The organism is Streptomyces sp. NPDC110618, assembly GCF_055657065.1.
Window position 1 is genome coordinate 101,522 of record NZ_JBVKBN010000011.1, and the last position, 17,497, is coordinate 119,018.

Genomic DNA, 17,497 nt, shown 5'->3' on the forward strand with positions numbered 1-17,497 from the left:
AGACACAGCGGCCCGCAGACCAACGGGCCTGGCGGCGGCTGCCCGGAAATCCAGGGGGCCGGGCGCCGCTTACGGAAGATCTCTAGTTGGGCCGGGCACACCTTTGCCGGCCGGAGGGAAAGCGATGGGTAGGACACTCGCGGAGAAGGTCTGGGACGACCACGTCGTCCGGCGCGCCGAGGGCGAGCCCGACCTCCTCTACATCGATCTGCACCTGCTGCACGAGGTGACCAGCCCGCAGGCGTTCGACGGCCTCCGCAAGAGCGGCCGCCAGGTGCGCCGGCTCGACCTGACCATCGCCACCGAGGATCACAACACCCCGACCCTCGACATCGACAAGCCCATCGCCGACCCGGTCTCCCGGGTCCAGCTGGAGACGCTGCGCAAGAACGCCGCCGAGTTCGGGGTGCGGCTGCACCCGCTGGGCGACGTCGAGCAGGGCGTCGTGCATGTCGTCGGCCCGCAGCTGGGTCTGACCCAGCCCGGTATGACCGTGGTCTGCGGCGACTCCCACACCTCCACGCACGGCGCCTTCGGCGGCCTGGCGTTCGGCATCGGCACCTCCCAGGTGGAGCATGTGCTGGCCACCCAGACGCTGCCCATGGTCCGCCCGAAGACCATGGCCATCACGGTCAACGGCGAACTGCCCGAGGGTGTCACCGCCAAGGACCTGATCCTGGCGATCATCGCGAGGATCGGCACCGGCGGCGGCCAGGGCTACGTCCTGGAGTACCGCGGCTCCGCCATCGAGAAGCTCTCGATGGAGGCCCGGATGACCATCTGCAACATGTCGATCGAGGCCGGCGCCCGCGCGGGCATGATCGCCCCGGACGAGACCACCTTCGAGTACCTCAAGGGCCGCCCGCACGCGCCCAAGGGCGAGGACTGGGACGCCGCCGTCGCGTACTGGAAGACGCTGAAGACGGACGAGGACGCCGAGTTCGACGCCGAGGTCGTCATCGAGGCCTCCGAACTGTCGCCGTTCGTCACCTGGGGCACCAACCCCGGCCAGGGCGCGCCGCTTTCGGCGTCCGTCCCCGACCCGGCTTCGTACGAAGACGCTTCGGAGCGCCTGGCCGCCGAAAAGGCCCTGGAATACATGGGGTTGGAGGCCGGTCAGCCGCTGCGCTCCATCAAGGTGGACACCGTCTTCGTAGGTTCCTGCACCAACGGCCGCATCGAGGACCTGCGGGCCGCCGCCGAGCTGCTCAAGGGCCGCAAAGTCGCCGACGGCGTACGGATGCTGGTTGTCCCGGGCTCCGCGCGGGTCGGTCTGCAGGCCGTCTCCGAGGGTCTGGACGTGGTCTTCAAGGAGGCCGGCGCCGAATGGCGGCACGCGGGCTGCTCCATGTGTCTGGGCATGAACCCCGACCAGCTCGCCCCCGGTGAGCGCTCCGCGTCCACCTCCAACCGCAACTTCGAGGGCAGGCAGGGCAAGGGCGGCCGTACCCACCTGGTGTCGCCGCAGGTCGCCGCCGCGACCGCCGTACTGGGCCACCTGGCCTCGCCCGCCGACCTGTCCGACGCCCCTGTCGCCGCTGGAGTCTGATCAGTCATGGAAGCATTCACCACGCACACCGGCCGGGCCGTCCCGCTGCGCCGCTCCAACGTCGACACCGACCAGATCATCCCTGCTCACTGGCTCAAGAAGGTGACCCGGGACGGTTTCGAGGACGGGCTGTTCGAGGCCTGGCGCAAGGACGAGAAGTTCATCCTCAACCAGCCCGAGCGCAAGGGCGCGACCGTTCTGGTCGCCGGCCCCGACTTCGGCACCGGCTCCTCCCGTGAGCACGCGGTCTGGGCGCTGCAGAACTACGGCTTCAAGGCCGTCATCTCCTCCCGGTTCGCCGATATCTTCCGCGGCAACTCGCTCAAGAACGGCCTGCTCACGGTGGTTCTGGAGCAGAAGATCGTGGACGCCCTGTGGGAGCTGACCGAGCAGGACCCCGAGGCCGAGATCACCGTCGACCTGGAGAGCCGCGAGGTGCGCGCCGAGGGCATCACCGCCGCTTTCGAGCTGGACGAGAACTCCCGCTGGCGGCTGCTGAACGGCCTGGACGACATCTCCATCACGCTCCAGAACGAGGCCGACATCGCCGCGTACGAGGCGAAGCGGCCGTCGTTCAAGCCGCAGACGCTGCAGGCGTGACGCCGGGCGGAGTCCGCCGCAACTGAACAGGTCGAGATTCGGCCACCCCAACACCCCCGTTGTACCCCCGATCGGCCCGATCGGGGGTACAGCCATGTCCGGGCCCGAATCGCCGCGCGCGTGCGCCGGGGGGCGCACAACTTCCCACGTTAGAGGGGTTGTTGTCGGGGTAGTCGAGCGTTGAGGCCGTGGCCTCCGCCCGTGCTCGGGCGGCTGTTTGAGGCGGCAGTTGCACCCTGAGCAGGCGACAACTCGCCCCAGATGGCACAATCTGTGCATGGAACACGACGGCCAACTCGAGCTCTATGCGGCAGTCGCGGACCAACTCAAGGAAGCGCACACAACAGTGCGCGCACTGCAAGTCCCGGAGGGCGTACGGATGGCGCTGACCCGGAAGCTGCTGGTCATTACGGCCGCGGCCAAGCACGATCTCGCCGACGCGGCAAGGCGTCTGGAGGCGTTCAAGGTGGACCTCGAAGCGGGTCGACTCCCCGACGAGGAACGCTGAGGCTCCGAAGATCGCCGAGTCCGTTGCGGCACAAGGGTGATAAGCCCGTTTCGTGTTTGATTTGCGGTATATATCTGCCTAACGTGCGAAAAAGCTTGAACACTTTCGTTCTGGCGATGTCTCCGAAGGGGAAGACGTGAACAAGGCGCAGCTCGTAGAAGCGATTGCCGACAAGATGGGCGGCCGCCAGCAGGCCGCCGATGCTGTCGACCACGTACTGGACGCCATCGTCCGCGCGGTCGTCGCTGGTGAGCGGGTCTCCGTCACCGGCTTCGGTTCGTTCGAGAAGGTCGACCGCCCCGCCCGTTACGCCCGCAACCCCCAGACGGGCGAGCGGGTTCGGGTCAAGAAGACCTCCGTTCCGCGCTTCCGGGCCGGCCAGGGCTTCAAGGACCTGGTGAGCGGCTCGAAGAAGCTCCCGCGCGGCGGCGAGGTGGCCGTCAAGAAGGCCCCCAAGGGCAGCCTGAGCGGCGGCGCTTCCGCGACGGTCAAGAAGGCCGCGGCCAAGAAGACCACCGCCAAGAAGACCACGGCGAAGAAGACGACCGCCAAGAAGACCACGGCGGCGGCGAAGAAGACCACGGCGAAGAAGACGACGGCTAAGAAGACCACGGCCGCCGCCAAGAAGACCGCGGCGAAGAAGACCACCACCGCCAAGAAGGCGACGGCGAAGAAGGCCCCCGCGAAGAAGGCGACCGCCAAGAAGGCCCCGGCCAAGAAGTCGACCGCCCGCAAGACCACGGCGAAGAAGACCACCGCCCGCAAGAGGTAGAGGCGCAGAGGTACTCACGCGCCGGGCCGGACTCCCCAGGGAGCCCGGCCCGCGGCGCGTTCAGGGGCCTTTCGGGGCCTCTCAGAAGGTCTGGAGCGTCACCAGGGTGATGCGGGGCTTGTCCTTCGGGCCCTCCACCTCCACGCGCACCCGCTGACCGGGGCGCAGCAGCCGCAGCCCGCCGGCGTCGAAGGCCGCGGTGTCGAACGGCACGGGGGTGCCGTCGTCCAGGAGTACCTGTCCGCTGCGGGTCTCGGCGTCGTACGTGTATGCGGTGGCCTGCATGACGGTCAGCCTACGCCGACCCGGTCGCGGGTGAATCCGCTGCCGCTCGATCCCGGCCGCGCGAAGCGGGCTCCGCTACCGCCCCGCGTTGATCAACCGCGCCGCCGCCTCGGCCGTCCACCGTCCCACCCCCAGTGTCAGCGCCGCCCGCAGATCGTCGCCGGTGTCCACGTCCTGGCGTACCGAATCGACATCGGTGAGGGGGAGTTCCGCGGCCCCCGAGGCGCGGTGGCGGGCGCGGGAATCGGGGCCGAACTCCGGGTCCAATTCCCGGCCCGGCGCGGCCGTCAGCAGTGTGGTGCCGATCGCCGCCGCGTCCGGCAGAAAAGCGCGCGGGAATTGCGCGGCCGAGTCCAGTACCCGGGTCAATTCCGGCGGGCGCAGTGCGGGTAGATCCGCGTTGAGGGCGGCGAGGGCGCTTTCCGGACGGGAAGCGCGGACCACCGCCGCCGCGTGCGCCAGGGCCGCGTTCAGACCGGCGCCGGGGGTGTCCGGCACGATGCGGGCGCCGAGGGCGGCCAGCTCACGGCCGGCCAGGGGATCGTCCGTGACGACTGCCACATCCCGTACCACGGCGCTGGCCAGCGCCGCCGCCACGGTGTCCTGCGCGAAGGCCAGGGCGAGCGCCGGGCGCAGGGCGTCGGCCGCGGTGTCCGAGAGCCTGCTCTTGGCCCGCGCCAGAGGCTTCAGGGGTATGACCAGGGTCCACTGCACGAACGTTCGCACCTCTCTTGTCGCGGCCATTGTCACCCGGCTCTCACCCTTGGCCATCTGGCGGTCCGGTGCGTGGGGCGTACGGTGTTCTCGACAGACGGTCGGCCTGGGGTGACACTTGTGCGGCCCCCCAAGGCCCTAGAGGAAGGTGTCCGCGTGCCCCGCCGCAAAATCGGCTTCTGGTATCGCTTGGCAGCGGTGATCGCCAAACCACCGCTGGTGGTACTGATCAAGCGGGACTGGCGCGGAATGGAGCACATTCCGGCCCAGGGCGGATTTATCACCGTGGTGAACCACAATTCGCACGTCGATCCCTTCGCCTACGCGCACTTTCAGTACAACACCGGCCGAGTTCCGCGATTCCTCGCGAAGAGCGGTCTTTTCAAGAAGGGATTCGTCGGCGCCTTCATGCGCGGCACCGGCCAGATCCCCGTCTACCGCGAGACCACGGACGCGCTCAGCGCCTTCCGGGCCGCGATCGACGCCGTGAACCGGGGCGAATGCGTCGCCTTCTACCCCGAGGGCACCATCACCCGGGACCCGGACCAGTGGCCCATGACCGGCAAGACCGGTGCCGCGCGCGTGGCCCTGCAGACCAAGTGCCCGGTGATTCCGGTCGCCCAGTGGGGCGCCAACGAACTGCTGCCGCCGTACGCGAAGAAGCCCAGTCTCCTTCCCCGCAAGACCTCCCGCGTCCTCGCGGGCCCGCCGGTGGACCTGGAGCGCTTCTACGACAAGGAGATGACTCCGGAGCTCCTGAAGGAGGCCACCGAGGTCATCATGGCCGCCATCACCCGGCAGCTGGAGGAGCTGCGCGGCGAGAAGGCGCCCCTGACGCCCTACGACCCGCGCAAGGAGCGGATCGAGCAGCGACGCCGCAGCCAGGCGCAGAACGGACGGCAGGCACAGACCGGGCACGAGGAGAAGAGCACGTGAGCAAGCCCGTCAAGGCGGCCGTCTTCGGCACCGGCTCGTGGGGCACCGCCTTCGGCATGGTGCTCGCCGACGCGGGCTGCGAGGTCACCCTGTGGGGGCGGCGACCGGAACTGGCCGAAGCGGTCAACTCCACCCGCACCAACCCCGACTACCTGCCCGGCGTGGAGCTGCCGGAGAACCTGCGGGCCACCACCGACGCCGCCGAGGCGGCGCGCGGCGCCGACTTCACCGTCCTCGCGGTGCCCTCGCAGACGCTGCGCGGCAACCTCGCCGAGTGGACCCCGCTGCTCGCCCCGGGCACGGTCCTGGTCTCCCTGATGAAGGGCGTCGAGCTGGGCTCCGCGATGCGGATGAGCGAGGTCATCGAGGACGTCGCCAAGGTCGGCGCCGACCGGGTCGCCGTCGTCACCGGGCCCAACCTGGCCCGGGAGATCGCCGCGCGGATGCCGGCCGCCGCCGTGGTCGCCTGCACCGACGCCGCCGTCGCCCAGCGGCTCCAGACCGCCTGCCACACGCCGTACTTCAGGCCGTACACCGAGACCGACGTCATCGGCTGCGAGCTGGGCGGGGCGGTGAAGAACGTCATCGGGCTCGCCGTCGGCATCGCGGACGGCATGGGGCTCGGCGACAACGCCAAGGGCTCGCTCATCACCCGCGGCCTCGCCGAGACCGCGCGGCTCGGGGTGGCGCTCGGCGCCGACCCGATGACCTTCGCCGGACTCGCCGGGCTCGGCGACCTGGTGGCCACCTGCTCCTCGCCGCTGTCGCGCAACCACACCTTCGGCACCAACCTCGGCAAGGGCATGACCCTGCAGGAGACCATCGCGGTCACCAAGCAGACCGCCGAGGGCGTCAAGTCCTGTGAGTCGGTGCTGGATCTGGCCCGCAGGCACGGCGTCGACATGCCGATCACCGAGACGGTCGTCGCCATCGTGCACGAGGGCAAGCCCCCGGTGGTCGCCGTCAAGGAGCTGATGTCGCGCAGCGCGAAGCCGGAACGACGGTGAGCGACGCAGGTTCGCGGCGCTGTATCAGGCCTCTACCAACGGGTACTCTCAACGCGATATGAGCACCGAGAACAGCCCCCAGAGCCCTCCGCAGCCGCCTCGCAAGCCGCGTGTGGCCGTCGTGTTCGGCGGCCGCAGCTCCGAGCACGGGATCTCCGTGGTCACGGCCGGCGCCGTCCTCAAGGCCATCGACCGGACCAAGTACGACGTCCTGCCGATCGGTATCACGCAGGACGGCCGCTGGGCGCTCACCGCCGACGAACCGGAGCGCATGGCGATCGCCGACCGCCGTACGCCCAACGTGGCGGAACTCGCCGAGTCCAGCGAGGGCACGGTGGTGCTCCCCGTCGACCCGGGCACCCGCGAAGTCGTCTACAGTGAGCCGGGTTCGGTGCCCAAGGCGCTCGGCGACGTCGACGTCGTCTTCCCCGTCCTGCACGGCCCGTACGGCGAGGACGGCACCCTCCAGGGGCTGCTGGAGCTGTCCGGTGTGCCGTACGTGGGCGCGGGGGTGCTCGCCTCGGCCGTGGGCCAGGACAAGGAGTACATGAAGCGGGTGTTCACCTCCTTCGGGCTCAAGGTCGGCCCGTACGTGGTGATCCGGCCGCGCGAGTGGCGGCAGGACGAGTCGGCGGCCCGCAAGAAGATCGTCGACTTCGCCGGTGAGCACGGCTGGCCGCTGTTCGTGAAGCCCGCCCGCGCGGGGTCCTCGATCGGCATCACCAAGGTCGACGACCTCTCCGGCCTGGACGAGGCGATCGCCGAGGCGCAGCGCCACGACCCCAAGATCCTCGTCGAGGCCGCGCTGCGCGGCCGGGAGATCGAGTGCGGGGTGCTGGAGTTCGAGGACGGCCCGCGCGCGTCGGTGCCCGCCGAGATCCCGCCGCCCGAGGCGCACGCCTACTACGACTTCGAGGCCAAGTACATCGACTCCACCCCCGGCATCGTCCCGGCCCCGCTGAGCGAGGCGGAGACCGCCGAGGTGCAGAGGCTCGCCGTGGACGCCTTCGAGGCGGCCTCCTGCGAGGGCCTGGTGCGCGCGGACTTCTTCCTCACCGAGGACGGCGAGTTCGTGATCAACGAGATCAACACGATGCCCGGCTTCACGCCCATCTCCATGTACCCGCAGATGTGGCAGGCCAGCGGAGTCGCCTACGGCGAGCTGGTGGACCGCCTCATCCAGGCGGCCCTGCGCCGCTCGACGGGGCTGCGCTGAACGCACCGCACGCCGACTGCCAGGAGGCCATTCCCTTCGGGGATGGCCTCCTTTCGGTGCCGGGGCCGGCTTCACACCGCAGCGCAGTATGATCTCCGGGCTTCCCCAGCCCGCGGTCAGCGTCCTTCGCAGGCGGGAGCCTGTCCAGGTTCTGACACAGCTTGGTGGTCTCGGCCCCCGGGGAGGGAACCGCCGTCGATCCGCCGTCGTCTGCTGAAGGGCAGCCCGCGACGGCGATCGACAGGACGAGCGCGGGAGGACTGGTGAACCGGTGATGCGAAGAGATCACCGGTCAAGGGGTGGACGGGGGCTACAGATGGACGACCGGGCAGGTCAGGGTGCGTGTGATGCCGTCCACTTGCTGGACCTTGGCGACCACCATGCGACCCAGGTCGTCGACGGTGTCGGCCTGGGCGCGGACGATTACGTCATAGGGTCCCGTCACGTCCTCGGCCTGGATCACTCCAGGGATCTTGCTGATCGTCTCGGCGACGGTCGACGCTTTGCCGACCTCCGTCTGGATCAGGATGTACGCCTGTACCACGGAACCTCCAGGGCGGCCACGAGGATCATGTGGGGAAAAGGAACGCCACGGTATCGCGTTGTCGCTCGTCACGGGGAGACCCGTGGGGGCCGTGGTCCCGCGCCGGGGTGCAGGCACGCCATTGGTTGACGGCCACCTCGACCGTATCGAGGACAGTAGAGACACGCGACCGGGAACGGACAGGGACAGAAGGGGCACCAGGGCAATGAAGGGCACTGTCGGTGAGCTAGGGGAGTTCGGGCTCATCAGGGAGCTCACCTCCCGTCTCACCACCACCCCGGCGGTCCGGGTCGGCCCCGGCGACGACGCCGCGGTGGTCGCCGCGCCCGACCGCAGGGTCGTGGCGAGCACCGACATCCTCGTCGAGGGGCGGCACTTCCGCCGGGACTGGTCCACGGCGTACGACGTGGGCCGCAAGGCCGCCGCGCAGAACCTCGCCGACATCGCGGCCATGGGCGCCGTACCGACCGCCCTGCTGCTCGGGCTGGTCGTCCCCGCCGAGCTTCCGGTGACCTGGCCGAGCGAGCTGATGGACGGCCTGCGCGACGAGTGCCAGGTGGCCGGCGCGGCCGTGGTCGGCGGTGACGTCGTACGCGGTGACTCCATCACGGTGTCGATCACCGCGCTCGGCGATCTGCGCAACCAGGAGCCCGTCACCCGGGCCGGCGCCCAGCCCGGCGACCTCGTCGCGGTGACCGGCTGGCTGGGCTGGTCCGCGGCCGGGTACGCGGTGCTCTCCCGCGGCTTCCGCTCGCCGCGCGCCTTCGTGGAGGCACACCGGCGCCCGGAGCCGCCGTACCACGCGGGACCCGCGGCGGCCGGGCTCGGGGCGACGGCCATGTGCGACGTCAGCGACGGGCTGATCGCCGACCTCGGGCACATCGCGGAGGCCAGCAAGGTCCGTATCGACATCCGCTCCGGGGCGATCGACATCCCCTCGCAGATGAACGACATCGGGCAGGCCGTCGGTGTCGACCCCATGCAGTGGGTGCTGACCGGGGGAGAGGACCACGCGATCGTGGCGACCTTCCCGCCGGATGTGAAGCTGCCCGCCCGCTGGAAGGTCATCGGCGAGGTCCTCAACCCCTCCGCGCTGCCCCAGGTGACGGTCGACGGGGCGCCGTGGACCAGCAAGGGCGGCTGGGACCACTTCGGGGACATCGAGTCGTGACCGCGCCGCCGAGGGTACTCACGGTCGCGGGCTCCGACTCCGGGGGCGGGGCCGGGATCCAGGCCGACCTGAAGACGATGCTGGCGCTCGGCGTGCACGGCATGAGTGTGATCACCGCGGTCACCGCGCAGAACTCGCTCGGTGTGCAGGGCGCTTGGCCGCTGGCCGTGGAGGCGGTGCGGGCGCAGTACCGCAGTGTCGTCGACGACATCGGTGTGCGGGCGGTGAAGACCGGGATGCTGGCCTCCGCCGAACTGGTCGAGGCGGTGGCCGAGTTGATCGCCGGTACCGACGCCCCGGCGGTCGTCGACCCGGTCGGGGTGTCCAAGCACGGGGACTCGCTGCTGGCCGCGTCCGCGCTGGACTCGGTGCGCACCAAGTTGCTGCCGGTGGCCGAGGTCGCCACCCCGAACCTGGACGAAGTGGCCCAACTCACCGGCGTGCGCGTGGAGTCCGAGGACGATCTGCGCCGGGCCGCGGCCGCCGTACTGGAGTACGGGCCGCGCTGGGTCGTGATCAAGGGCGGCCATCTCGCGGGCGACGCCGTCGATCTGCTCACCGACGGCTCCGAGGAGCACTGGCTGCGGGCGCCGCGCCACGACAACCGGCACACCCACGGCACGGGCTGCACGCTCGCCTCCGCCATCGCCTCGGAACTGGCGAAGGGGCGGGGCGTGCCGGAGGCGGTGACGGCGGCCAAGGAGTACGTCACCGGGGCCATCGCGGCCGGGTTCGCGCTCGGCGGCGGAATCGGGCCGGTGGACCACGCGTGGGCGCTGAAGGCGCGCTGAGGGTTCCGGGTCAGGGCGTTTTTGGGCAGGCAAAAAGCCGGTCCACCGTGAGGTGGACCGGCTCAGTGCAGCGAACCAGCTGTGGCCGCGCGCTTAGCTGTGCGTCAGCGCGAGACCTTGCCGGCCTTGATGCACGAGGTGCAAGCGTTCACGCGCTTCGGCGTCCCGCCGACCACGGTACGGACGCGCTGGATGTTGGGGTTCCAGCGACGGGACGTACGGCGGTGCGAGTGCGAGATGTTGTTGCCGAAGCCCGGCCCCTTGCCGCAGACGTCGCAGTTGGCAGCCACGGGTCACTCCAAAGACTTCAGATGCACTTACGGTTGATCCCGGCAGGCCGGGATCGAGATCGCAGGATCAAAGATCTGAGTGGCGTTGCCAGGGGAATGGCCCGATCTGGATCGGGCAACCGGAGCAGCATACAACGACTGCGCCAGTAGAACGAAACTACCATGGCTGCTCAGGGCCCCGCTCCCGGCCCTCTTCCGGTGCCCCCGGTCCCTGGGTCTACGCTGCGTCCCACGTCCGGCAGCTCAAGGAGGCGCAGGTGGCCCAGGTGCCGCAGACATTCCTCGATGCTCTCGCGGTACGCACCTGGTGCGGCCTCGCGCTGGAGGCACTGGGGCGGGCGCGGGAGGAGATCGACGCGATCAACGTCTACCCCGTGGCCGACGGGGACACCGGCACCAACCTGTATCTGACGGTGGAGTCGGCGGCGGCCGCCGTCGACGCGGTGTTCCTCGGGCACGAGGCGGGCTCCCAGGGGACCGTGCCCTCCCTCGCCGACGCCGTACGCGCGATGGCCCACGGCGCGCTCATAGGGGCGCGCGGGAACTCCGGGACGATCCTGGCGCAGCTGCTGCGCGGCATGGCCCAGGTGCTGTCCGCCGACGGTGACCGGCCGCACGCCGAGGCCGGAGCGCTCCGGCTGGCGCTGCGGCGGGCCGCCGACTCCGCCCGCCAGGCCGTGGCCCACCCGGTCGAGGGCACGGTGCTGACGGTGGCCTCGGCCGCGGCGGACGCCGCCGACGGGGCGGAGGGGGACTGCGGGGCGGTCGCCCGGGCCGCCTATGAAGGCGCGCGCGTCGCACTCGCCGCGACCCCGCACCAGCTCGCGGTGCTGGAGCGCGCCGGGGTGGTGGACGCCGGGGGACGGGGGCTGGTGACGGTGCTGGCCGCGCTGGTGGAGACGTTCACGGGGGAGAAGCCGGTGGTCACGGCGGCCCACGCGCGCGTGCCGGTCGAGGCGCCCGGGGAGTGCGCGCCGGTCAGCGAGGGCGGGCCCGCCTTCGAGGTGATCTACCTCCTGGAGGCCTCGGACGAGGCCGTGGCCCGTCTGCGCGAGCGCCTGGACGAACTCGGGGACTCGCTGGTCGTGGTCGGCGGGGACGGCCTGTGGAACGTCCATGTGCACGTCGACGACGCGGGTGCCGCCGTGGAGGCGGGCGTCGAGGCGGGACGGCCGTACCGGATCCGCATCACCCACTTCGGCGCCGGGGACGTGCACACCACCGGGGCGGAACGGCCGCCCCGGGAGCGGGTGCAGCGCGCGGTCGTGGCCGTCGTCCCGGGGCCGGGCCTGGCCGGGCTCTACACCGAGGCCGGTGCCACCACCGTGCTCGCGCGGCCCGGGGAGCCGCCCGCGAGCGGGGAGCTGGTTCAGGCCGTGCGGCGCGCCCACGCGCGGGAGGTCGTGCTGCTGCCCAACGACGCGGACCTGCGCCACACCGCCGCCGCGGCCGCCGAGCAGGCCCGCGCGGAGGGCATCCGCGTGGCCTTGATCCCGACCCGCTCCGCCGTCCAGGGCATCGCCGCGCTCGCCGTGCACGAACCGGACCGCCGCTTCGACGAGGACGTGGTCTCCATGACCTCGGCGGCCGGCGCCACCCGCTACGCCGAGGTCGCCGTCGCCGAACGCCAGTCCTGGACCATGGCCGGTATCTGCCAGGCCGGCGACGTCCTCGGCCTCATCGACGGCGACGTGGCCGTCATCGGCACGGACGTCACGACGGCGGCGGAAGCCGTCCTCGACCGCATGCTCGCCGCAGGCGGCGAACTCGTCACCCTCGTCCTCGGCGACGACGCCCCCGAAGGCATCGCCGACCGCCTCCAGGCCCGGGTGAGGGAGTCGTACCTGGCGGTGGACACGGTGGTGTACCGGGGCGGCCGCCAGGGGGCGTTGCTGCTCATCGGGGTGGAGTAGGGGCGCGGTCCCCGCACGCGCGGGGCGCGTCTGTGCCTCCGGCGGTGGCAGGAGGCAGGGTGCCGCTCCTTGTACGCCCCCCGCCCGAAGCCGGTCCTGCCGGGGCTCGGACCCCGGGGGGTGTCCTGCGCCGCACGCGTGTGGATCGGGGGCTCCTTCGCCAGGTGCGGCGCCTGTTGGCGTCGCGCGCGTGGGTGCCGCGTTTTCGGCCGGGTCGAGGGGTTCGCTGCCGGGTGGTGCGGGTCGGCGTGTGGGGTATGCCCTCGTTTGTCTCCCGGGGGCCGCGCGCTGTGCGTGGGTGTGTCGTGCGGTCCGGGGGCTTCGTGGTGGGGTGTGGCGCTCGTTGGCGTCGCATGCGTGGGTGCCGCCGACGCCGACGCCGACGCCGGGGCCGAGGGGCCGGCCCCCGCTCAGGTCTCCTCGTCCTCCCGCACCACGTCCAGGAGCTGTTCCGCCTCCGCCCGGCGGTCCTGGGCCGCGCCCTCGGTGTCGGGGAGGTCCGCGTAGGCCGCCAGGACCGCGCGGGCGCGGGCCGCCGCCTCTGTGGGGCGGCCCAGGTCGGCGGCGAGCCAGCCCGCCGCCAGTTCCGCGGAGGTGCGGGCGTCGCGGCCCTCCTCGCCGAGTTCGGCGAAGACGGTGACCGCCTCCGACATACGGGCCAGGGCCGCGTCCAGGGCGGAGCGGATCGATTCGTCGCCGTCGTCCTCGGCGGCGGAGCGGGCGAGGAGGTCACCGAACTGGCGGTGGGTGTGGCCCAGCTCGGCGGTGAGCCGGGCGCGCGCCTCCTCGTCGGGCGCCGCCTCCAGGGCCGCCGTGCACTCCCGTACCGCCGTCGACATCAGCTCCCGCGCCGGGTCCGCGCCGTCCTCGGCGCGCAGCGCGAGCCACGCGCGGGCGCGCAGGGAACGTACGAGCCCGTGGACGTTGCCCAGCCGGCGCCACAGATCGCCCGCCCGCGCGTAGGCCTTGTCCGCCTCGTCGTGCAGGCCCGCCTGTCCGAGCGACTCCGCGGCGAGGTGCGCGAGCGTGGCGTGGTCGTGCTGCTCGGGCCAGTGCCGGGCGATCTCCGCCGCCTGCAGCCGCCGCTCCGCCGCCTCCCGGTGTTCGCCCAGCTCGCTGAGGCAGTCCCCGAGCCACCACTGGGTCTGGACGACCGCCCCGTCCCCGTGCGTCTCCGCGCTCAGGTCGGGCAGCGCCGACTCCAGCACCTCCGCGGCCTCCGCCCAGCGCCCCTGCCGCAGCAGGAACCCGCCGAGCTGGTGCCGAGCCCAGGCGCCCAGCGTCGGCCCCTCGCCCGCCTCGTCGGCCCAGTGCGCCGCCTCCAGGGCGTGCTCGGCGGCCTCGTCGGACAGGCCCCGGCCGCCCAGCACCTCGGCGAGCTGGAGGTGCAGCTGTGCCCGGCCCGGCGCCTCCAGGTACGGCCCGCCGTGCTCCAGGGCCGCCCGCAGCGCCCGCTCCGCCTCCGCCGTGTCACCCAGATGGTGGGCGAGCCCCGCCAGCCGTGCCTCGTACTCCACCGCGAACCACGGCAGCCCGGCTTCGACGAACGCCGCCGACGCCCGCGCGAACAGCCGCGCCGCGCCCGCCACGTCCCCCGACAGCGCCGCCAGCTCGGCGAGCATCGCCTGCGCCTCCGCGGACCGCGCGGCGAGCCGTACGTCGTCCCCGGTCCGCCCGTCCACCAGCGCCAGCACCTCGCGGGCCGCCGCCTCCGCCGCCGACACGACCCCCGGGTCCACCGGCTCGTCCGCCTCGTGGACGTGCCGCATCAGCACCCGGGCCCGCCCCGTCAGCACCGCCGCCGTCTGCCGCAGCCCCGTGCCGTCCTCGGCGTACAGCGCGAGCACCTCGTCGTAGGGGCCGTTGACCCCGGCGAGCGCCTCCTCCAGGTGCCCGGTGAGCGCCCGTACGTACGCCGCACGCGTGCGTGCCGCCAGCGCCTCGCCCGGGTCGCCCGCCTCGGCGTACAGCTCCGCCGCCCGCTCGAACAGCTCCACGCCCTCGGGGCCCAGCTCCATCGCCCGGTGGTCGGCGATCTCCGCACGGTCCCGGGCGTCCAGCTCCATGCCCTCGGCCGCCCGCGCCACCGCCGCCCACGCCGCGACGGCGTCCGGCTGCAACGTGTCCGACAGCCGCCGGGCCTCGGCCAGCAAGGTCCGCAAGTCCGCCTCCACGGGCTCATCCTGCGCCGGAACCTCCGGCACCGGAACCGCCACGGGGGCCACGGCGGCCCGTGCCGACCGCACCCCGAGCGGCAACCGCTCCACCAGCGGCTCCTGCGCCATACGCGCGCGTGCCGACTCACTGACGTACGCGGTGCCGTTGCGCGCGTCGAACCGCGCGGCCAGCTCCAGCACCTCCGCACGCGCGTGTGCCGCCAGTTCGCGCGCCGTCCAGGTCCGCCCCGCGGGACCCGGCACCCGCTGCTCCCCGAACCCGAGCAGCGTCAGCCGCTCCATGAGCAGTGTCACCACCGACAGGAAGTCCAGCCGGCTGCGCGGATGCCCGCTGTCGGTGAAGTACGCGGGACGCTCCGCCAACAACTCAAGTCCACGCGCCTCGTTTCCGGTCAGGGCACAGAACTCGACATGATCCGCGTACGCCCCGCGCATGCTCTCCATCGGCCGCACCAGCCGGAACCCGCGCAAGTGGTGGGCGCGCGCCTCGTCCACCCGGCCCAGCCGCAGCAGCGGCAGCAGCGAGGAGGCGAGCACGGTGTGCGGCTCGTGCGCGCAGGCGAACTCGCCCTCCAGGACCGGCTCCCACAGTTCGAGCGCCGCCTCGTCCCGGCCCCGCTCCGCCTGCCACCAGCCCTGCCTGCGCAGCTCGCAGGCGTGGCAGTCGGCCATGGAGTCCCGGTCGGCGGCCAGCCACGCCGCGTACGCCCGCTCCGCCCGCTCCAGGTCCCCGATGTGCGCGGCCACGCTGAACTCACTGGAACGCACGGCGCGTTCGGAGTGACCGGCCAGCCGGTAGCGGTGCTCCATCTCGCCGAGCCACTTCTCTATGGACGCCAGCGGGATGTGCGGCTGGTCGAGCATGCCGGACGTCATCCACTTGAACACCCAGTGCAGGGAATGCGTCTCCTGCGCGTCGAAGTCCTCGGGCCGCTCGTCCCACATGCGCAGCAGCCGCGCGAACGGGACGAACATCTTGTCCTTCTCGGAGCTGTAGTTGTAGACCGACAGCTGATGCCCGAGCGCCTCGATCACGGCCAGCGGGATCCCCAGCTTCTCGGCCTCGGCGAGCAGTTGCTCCGCCCGCGCGTTGCGCGCCGGTCCCTCCGGCTGCTCGGCGTTCTCCGCCAGGGCCCGGCGCAGCGCGTCGAAGTCCGTGATCCCGCTCATCAGCGACCCTCCTCGCCGTTCGTGGCCCACTCCAGCAGACCCATGAAGGCCCGGTTCAGCAGCGCCGAGTCTGCGGGCCTGAGCGGCCGCTGCGCCATCAGCAGGGCCTGTCCGTACAGGGACTCCGTGGCGGTGCCGATCAGTTCCGGGTCGCCCAGCGAACTGATCCGCCGGATCAGCGGGTTGAGGTGGTTGAGCACCAGACGCGCGCGGGGCGCGCTGCCGCGCAGCGAGCCGAGAATGCCCGCCCACAGGTCGTCGGCCTGCTCCTCGGCCTCCGCGCGGGCCTGCTCGTGCCGGGCCGCCCGGTCGTCCAGGTGCAGCGCGGGCACGGACAGCGGGTGGAAGGCGCGCAGGACGACATCGCAGCCCAGCGGGTCCAGCTTCGCCCGTGCCGCCGCCAGGAACCCGGCCAGCGCCAGCTCCTCGGCCGGATCGACCGCGTCCAGGTGCGCGGTCACGGTGTCCGCGTCCAGCTCGGCGACCACGGTTCCGGGCCGCACCGAGGGCAGCGCCTCGATCAGTTCGCTGTCGTAGGTGTAACCGCCGTTGATCACCCCGACGCCCTGCGCGGACGCGATCGGCGCCACCTGCCGGTACTCCTCCACGGTCCGCGTGAAGTGCACCACCGGGTGCCGCTGCGCGAACTCCTCCAGCGACAGCCGCCCGTCGCTGGTCTCGAACGGCAGCCACGGCAGCATCGTGCGCAGCATCTCCCGATCGTGCCGCGCCAGCGACTTCACGCCCAGGTGGTGCACCGACAGGAACGCCGCCAGCCGTTCCGGATCACCGGCCGCGAGCCCGGTCAGCCAGGAGCGAATCCTTTCCCCGAGCGCCTCCCGTACGGCCGCCAGCGTCTCGTCCTCGTACAGCGATTCGCGCGAGGCGGTGGGCCGCAGGCTGTCCGTGTCCAGTACGCAGCGCACGAAGAACGCCCAGTCCGGCAGCAGCTGTTCGGCCCGCTCGGTCAGCAGCATGCCCTTCAGGTGCACCCGGTGCCCGGCGCGCTGGGCCGGACTGACCGCCGACGGCAGCACGTACGCCACGCCGCGGATCCCCGCCAGCGGAACGTTCAGCTCGATCGAGTCCAGCGGGGTGAACCCGAACAGCTCGTGACAGTGCCGGGCCAGCGCCACCCGCCGCCCGGCGGGGGAGGAGTGGGCGCGGTCCCAGGGCGCCGGCAGATCGGTGACCGCCTCCTCGCCCACGCGTACGTCGTACGGCAGCAGCGAACCGAAGTGCCGCGCCAGCGCCAGCACCCGCTCCGGCTCCAGCCACTCCCCGGCACCGGCCCGCGCCACCAGATGCACGGTCGTGCCGGGCTCCGGACGCTCGGCGTCCGGCAGCGTCCGCACGGTGTACGAGCCGTCGTCCGTCGCCGTCCACTCCACTGGCGGCGCCTCGGGCGTACGCGCGCTGCGGCTGACCACCCGGATCCGCTCGGCGACCACGAAACAGGCCAACAGGCCGATCCCGAACTGGCCGAGAAACTCCGAGCGCGCCGCCTGAATGCCCTCCGCCCGCTTGGAACTGCGCCCGATGGTCGCCAGCAGACTGTGCACATCGGACTCGGTCAGCCCGATGCCCGAGTCCTCCACCCGCAGCCCGCCGTCCCGCGCATACAGCCGTACCCGCGCCGGGGCGTCGGGCTGTTCGGCCCGCCGGGCGGTGATGGCGTCCACCGCGTTCTGCAGCAGCTCGCGCAGGTAGACCTTCGGACTGGAGTAGAGGTGGTGGGAGAGCAGGTCCACCAGGCCGCGCAGGTCGACCTGGAACGTATGAGGGGACTGGGGTGCCTGGGATGCCTGTGAGGTCTGGGAGTCCATCGTCGCTGCGCCGGTGGGGGTGTGTGGC

The 17,497-nt window shown here is 72.0% G+C and carries 16 protein-coding genes; 10 read left to right on the top strand and 6 right to left on the bottom strand.

The genetic code is table 11. The features are described 5' to 3' along the window. The first annotated feature begins 124 nt into the window (after positions 1 to 124). The 4 genes from leuC to ACZ7L7_RS20220 all read left to right on the top strand — a co-directional run bounded on the left by leuC (position 125) and on the right by ACZ7L7_RS20220 (position 3,429). Positions 125 to 1,549 (top strand): 3-isopropylmalate dehydratase large subunit, encoded by a 1,425-nt coding sequence (gene leuC / locus ACZ7L7_RS20205; protein WP_285513631.1) that lies wholly within the window; start codon positions 125 to 127, stop codon positions 1,547 to 1,549. Between the two features lie 6 nt (positions 1,550 to 1,555). Continuing rightward, positions 1,556 to 2,149, top strand: coding sequence for a 3-isopropylmalate dehydratase small subunit (leuD, locus tag ACZ7L7_RS20210; RefSeq protein ID WP_285513632.1), 594 nt, complete (start codon positions 1,556 to 1,558; stop codon positions 2,147 to 2,149). Between the two features lie 277 nt (positions 2,150 to 2,426). Next, a complete protein-coding gene (locus ACZ7L7_RS20215) occupies positions 2,427 to 2,657 on the top strand; it encodes an SCO5555 family protein (protein WP_285513633.1) in 231 nt (76 codons plus the stop codon). Between the two features lie 136 nt (positions 2,658 to 2,793). Continuing rightward, positions 2,794 to 3,429 (top strand): HU family DNA-binding protein, encoded by a 636-nt coding sequence (locus ACZ7L7_RS20220; protein WP_285513634.1) that lies wholly within the window; start codon positions 2,794 to 2,796, stop codon positions 3,427 to 3,429. 81 nt (positions 3,430 to 3,510) lie between these two features. On the opposite strand, the gene ACZ7L7_RS20225 is transcribed toward ACZ7L7_RS20220, so the two are convergent. Together ACZ7L7_RS20225 and cofC are read right to left on the bottom strand one after the other, a co-directional pair. Next, positions 3,511 to 3,714: a hypothetical protein gene (locus ACZ7L7_RS20225; RefSeq protein WP_285513635.1), complete on the bottom strand. Its 204-nt coding sequence runs from the start codon at positions 3,712 to 3,714 to the stop codon at positions 3,511 to 3,513. A gap of 75 nt (positions 3,715 to 3,789) precedes the next feature. Then, positions 3,790 to 4,428 (bottom strand): 2-phospho-L-lactate guanylyltransferase, encoded by a 639-nt coding sequence (gene cofC, locus ACZ7L7_RS20230; protein WP_471427510.1) that lies wholly within the window; start codon positions 4,426 to 4,428, stop codon positions 3,790 to 3,792. Between the two features lie 156 nt (positions 4,429 to 4,584). Between cofC and ACZ7L7_RS20235 the strand changes: the two genes are divergently transcribed. The 3 genes from ACZ7L7_RS20235 to ACZ7L7_RS20245 are packed head-to-tail and all read left to right on the top strand — an operon-like array spanning position 4,585 to position 7,587. Further along, the gene (locus tag ACZ7L7_RS20235) at positions 4,585 to 5,364 is read left to right on the top strand and encodes a lysophospholipid acyltransferase family protein (protein WP_285513637.1); all 780 of its coding nucleotides are present in this window, start codon (positions 4,585 to 4,587) and stop codon (positions 5,362 to 5,364) included. Next, the gene (locus ACZ7L7_RS20240) at positions 5,361 to 6,371 is read left to right on the top strand and encodes an NAD(P)H-dependent glycerol-3-phosphate dehydrogenase (protein ID WP_453604282.1); all 1,011 of its coding nucleotides are present in this window, start codon (positions 5,361 to 5,363) and stop codon (positions 6,369 to 6,371) included. The genes ACZ7L7_RS20235 and ACZ7L7_RS20240 overlap by 4 nt, the downstream gene beginning before the upstream one ends. A gap of 58 nt (positions 6,372 to 6,429) precedes the next feature. Continuing rightward, positions 6,430 to 7,587, top strand: coding sequence for a D-alanine--D-alanine ligase family protein (locus tag ACZ7L7_RS20245; protein WP_285513639.1), 1,158 nt, complete (start codon positions 6,430 to 6,432; stop codon positions 7,585 to 7,587). A 310-nt stretch (positions 7,588 to 7,897) separates the two neighbouring features. Here the strand turns inward: ACZ7L7_RS20245 and ACZ7L7_RS20250 are convergent, their stop codons facing one another. Continuing rightward, positions 7,898 to 8,131: an Lrp/AsnC family transcriptional regulator gene (locus tag ACZ7L7_RS20250; RefSeq protein ID WP_003997603.1), complete on the bottom strand. Its 234-nt coding sequence runs from the start codon at positions 8,129 to 8,131 to the stop codon at positions 7,898 to 7,900. 205 nt (positions 8,132 to 8,336) lie between these two features. Between ACZ7L7_RS20250 and ACZ7L7_RS20255 the strand changes: the two genes are divergently transcribed. Further along, positions 8,337 to 9,302, top strand: a complete 966-nt coding sequence (locus ACZ7L7_RS20255) for a thiamine-phosphate kinase (RefSeq protein WP_250753797.1) — start codon at positions 8,337 to 8,339, stop codon at positions 9,300 to 9,302. Then, positions 9,299 to 10,093, top strand: coding sequence for a bifunctional hydroxymethylpyrimidine kinase/phosphomethylpyrimidine kinase (thiD, locus tag ACZ7L7_RS20260; RefSeq protein WP_472076721.1), 795 nt, complete (start codon positions 9,299 to 9,301; stop codon positions 10,091 to 10,093). Before ACZ7L7_RS20255 ends, thiD begins: the two co-directional genes overlap by 4 nt. 104 nt (positions 10,094 to 10,197) lie before the next feature. On the opposite strand, the gene rpmB is transcribed toward thiD, so the two are convergent. Continuing rightward, complete coding sequence (gene rpmB / locus ACZ7L7_RS20265) at positions 10,198 to 10,383, bottom strand: 50S ribosomal protein L28 (RefSeq protein WP_003993230.1); 186 nt, start codon at positions 10,381 to 10,383, stop codon at positions 10,198 to 10,200. 257 nt (positions 10,384 to 10,640) lie between these two features. Between rpmB and ACZ7L7_RS20270 the strand changes: the two genes are divergently transcribed. Beyond that, positions 10,641 to 12,296 (top strand): DAK2 domain-containing protein, encoded by a 1,656-nt coding sequence (locus ACZ7L7_RS20270; RefSeq protein ID WP_285513641.1) that lies wholly within the window; start codon positions 10,641 to 10,643, stop codon positions 12,294 to 12,296. A 410-nt stretch (positions 12,297 to 12,706) separates the two neighbouring features. Here the strand turns inward: ACZ7L7_RS20270 and ACZ7L7_RS20275 are convergent, their stop codons facing one another. Together ACZ7L7_RS20275 and ACZ7L7_RS20280 are read right to left on the bottom strand one after the other, a co-directional pair. Beyond that, complete coding sequence (locus tag ACZ7L7_RS20275; protein ID WP_472076723.1) at positions 12,707 to 15,643, bottom strand: tetratricopeptide repeat protein; 2,937 nt, start codon at positions 15,641 to 15,643, stop codon at positions 12,707 to 12,709. Then, complete coding sequence (locus ACZ7L7_RS20280; protein WP_472076725.1) at positions 15,643 to 17,469, bottom strand: HSP90 family protein; 1,827 nt, start codon at positions 17,467 to 17,469, stop codon at positions 15,643 to 15,645. The genes ACZ7L7_RS20275 and ACZ7L7_RS20280 overlap by 1 nt, the downstream gene beginning before the upstream one ends. Positions 17,470 to 17,497: the final 28 nt, after the last annotated feature.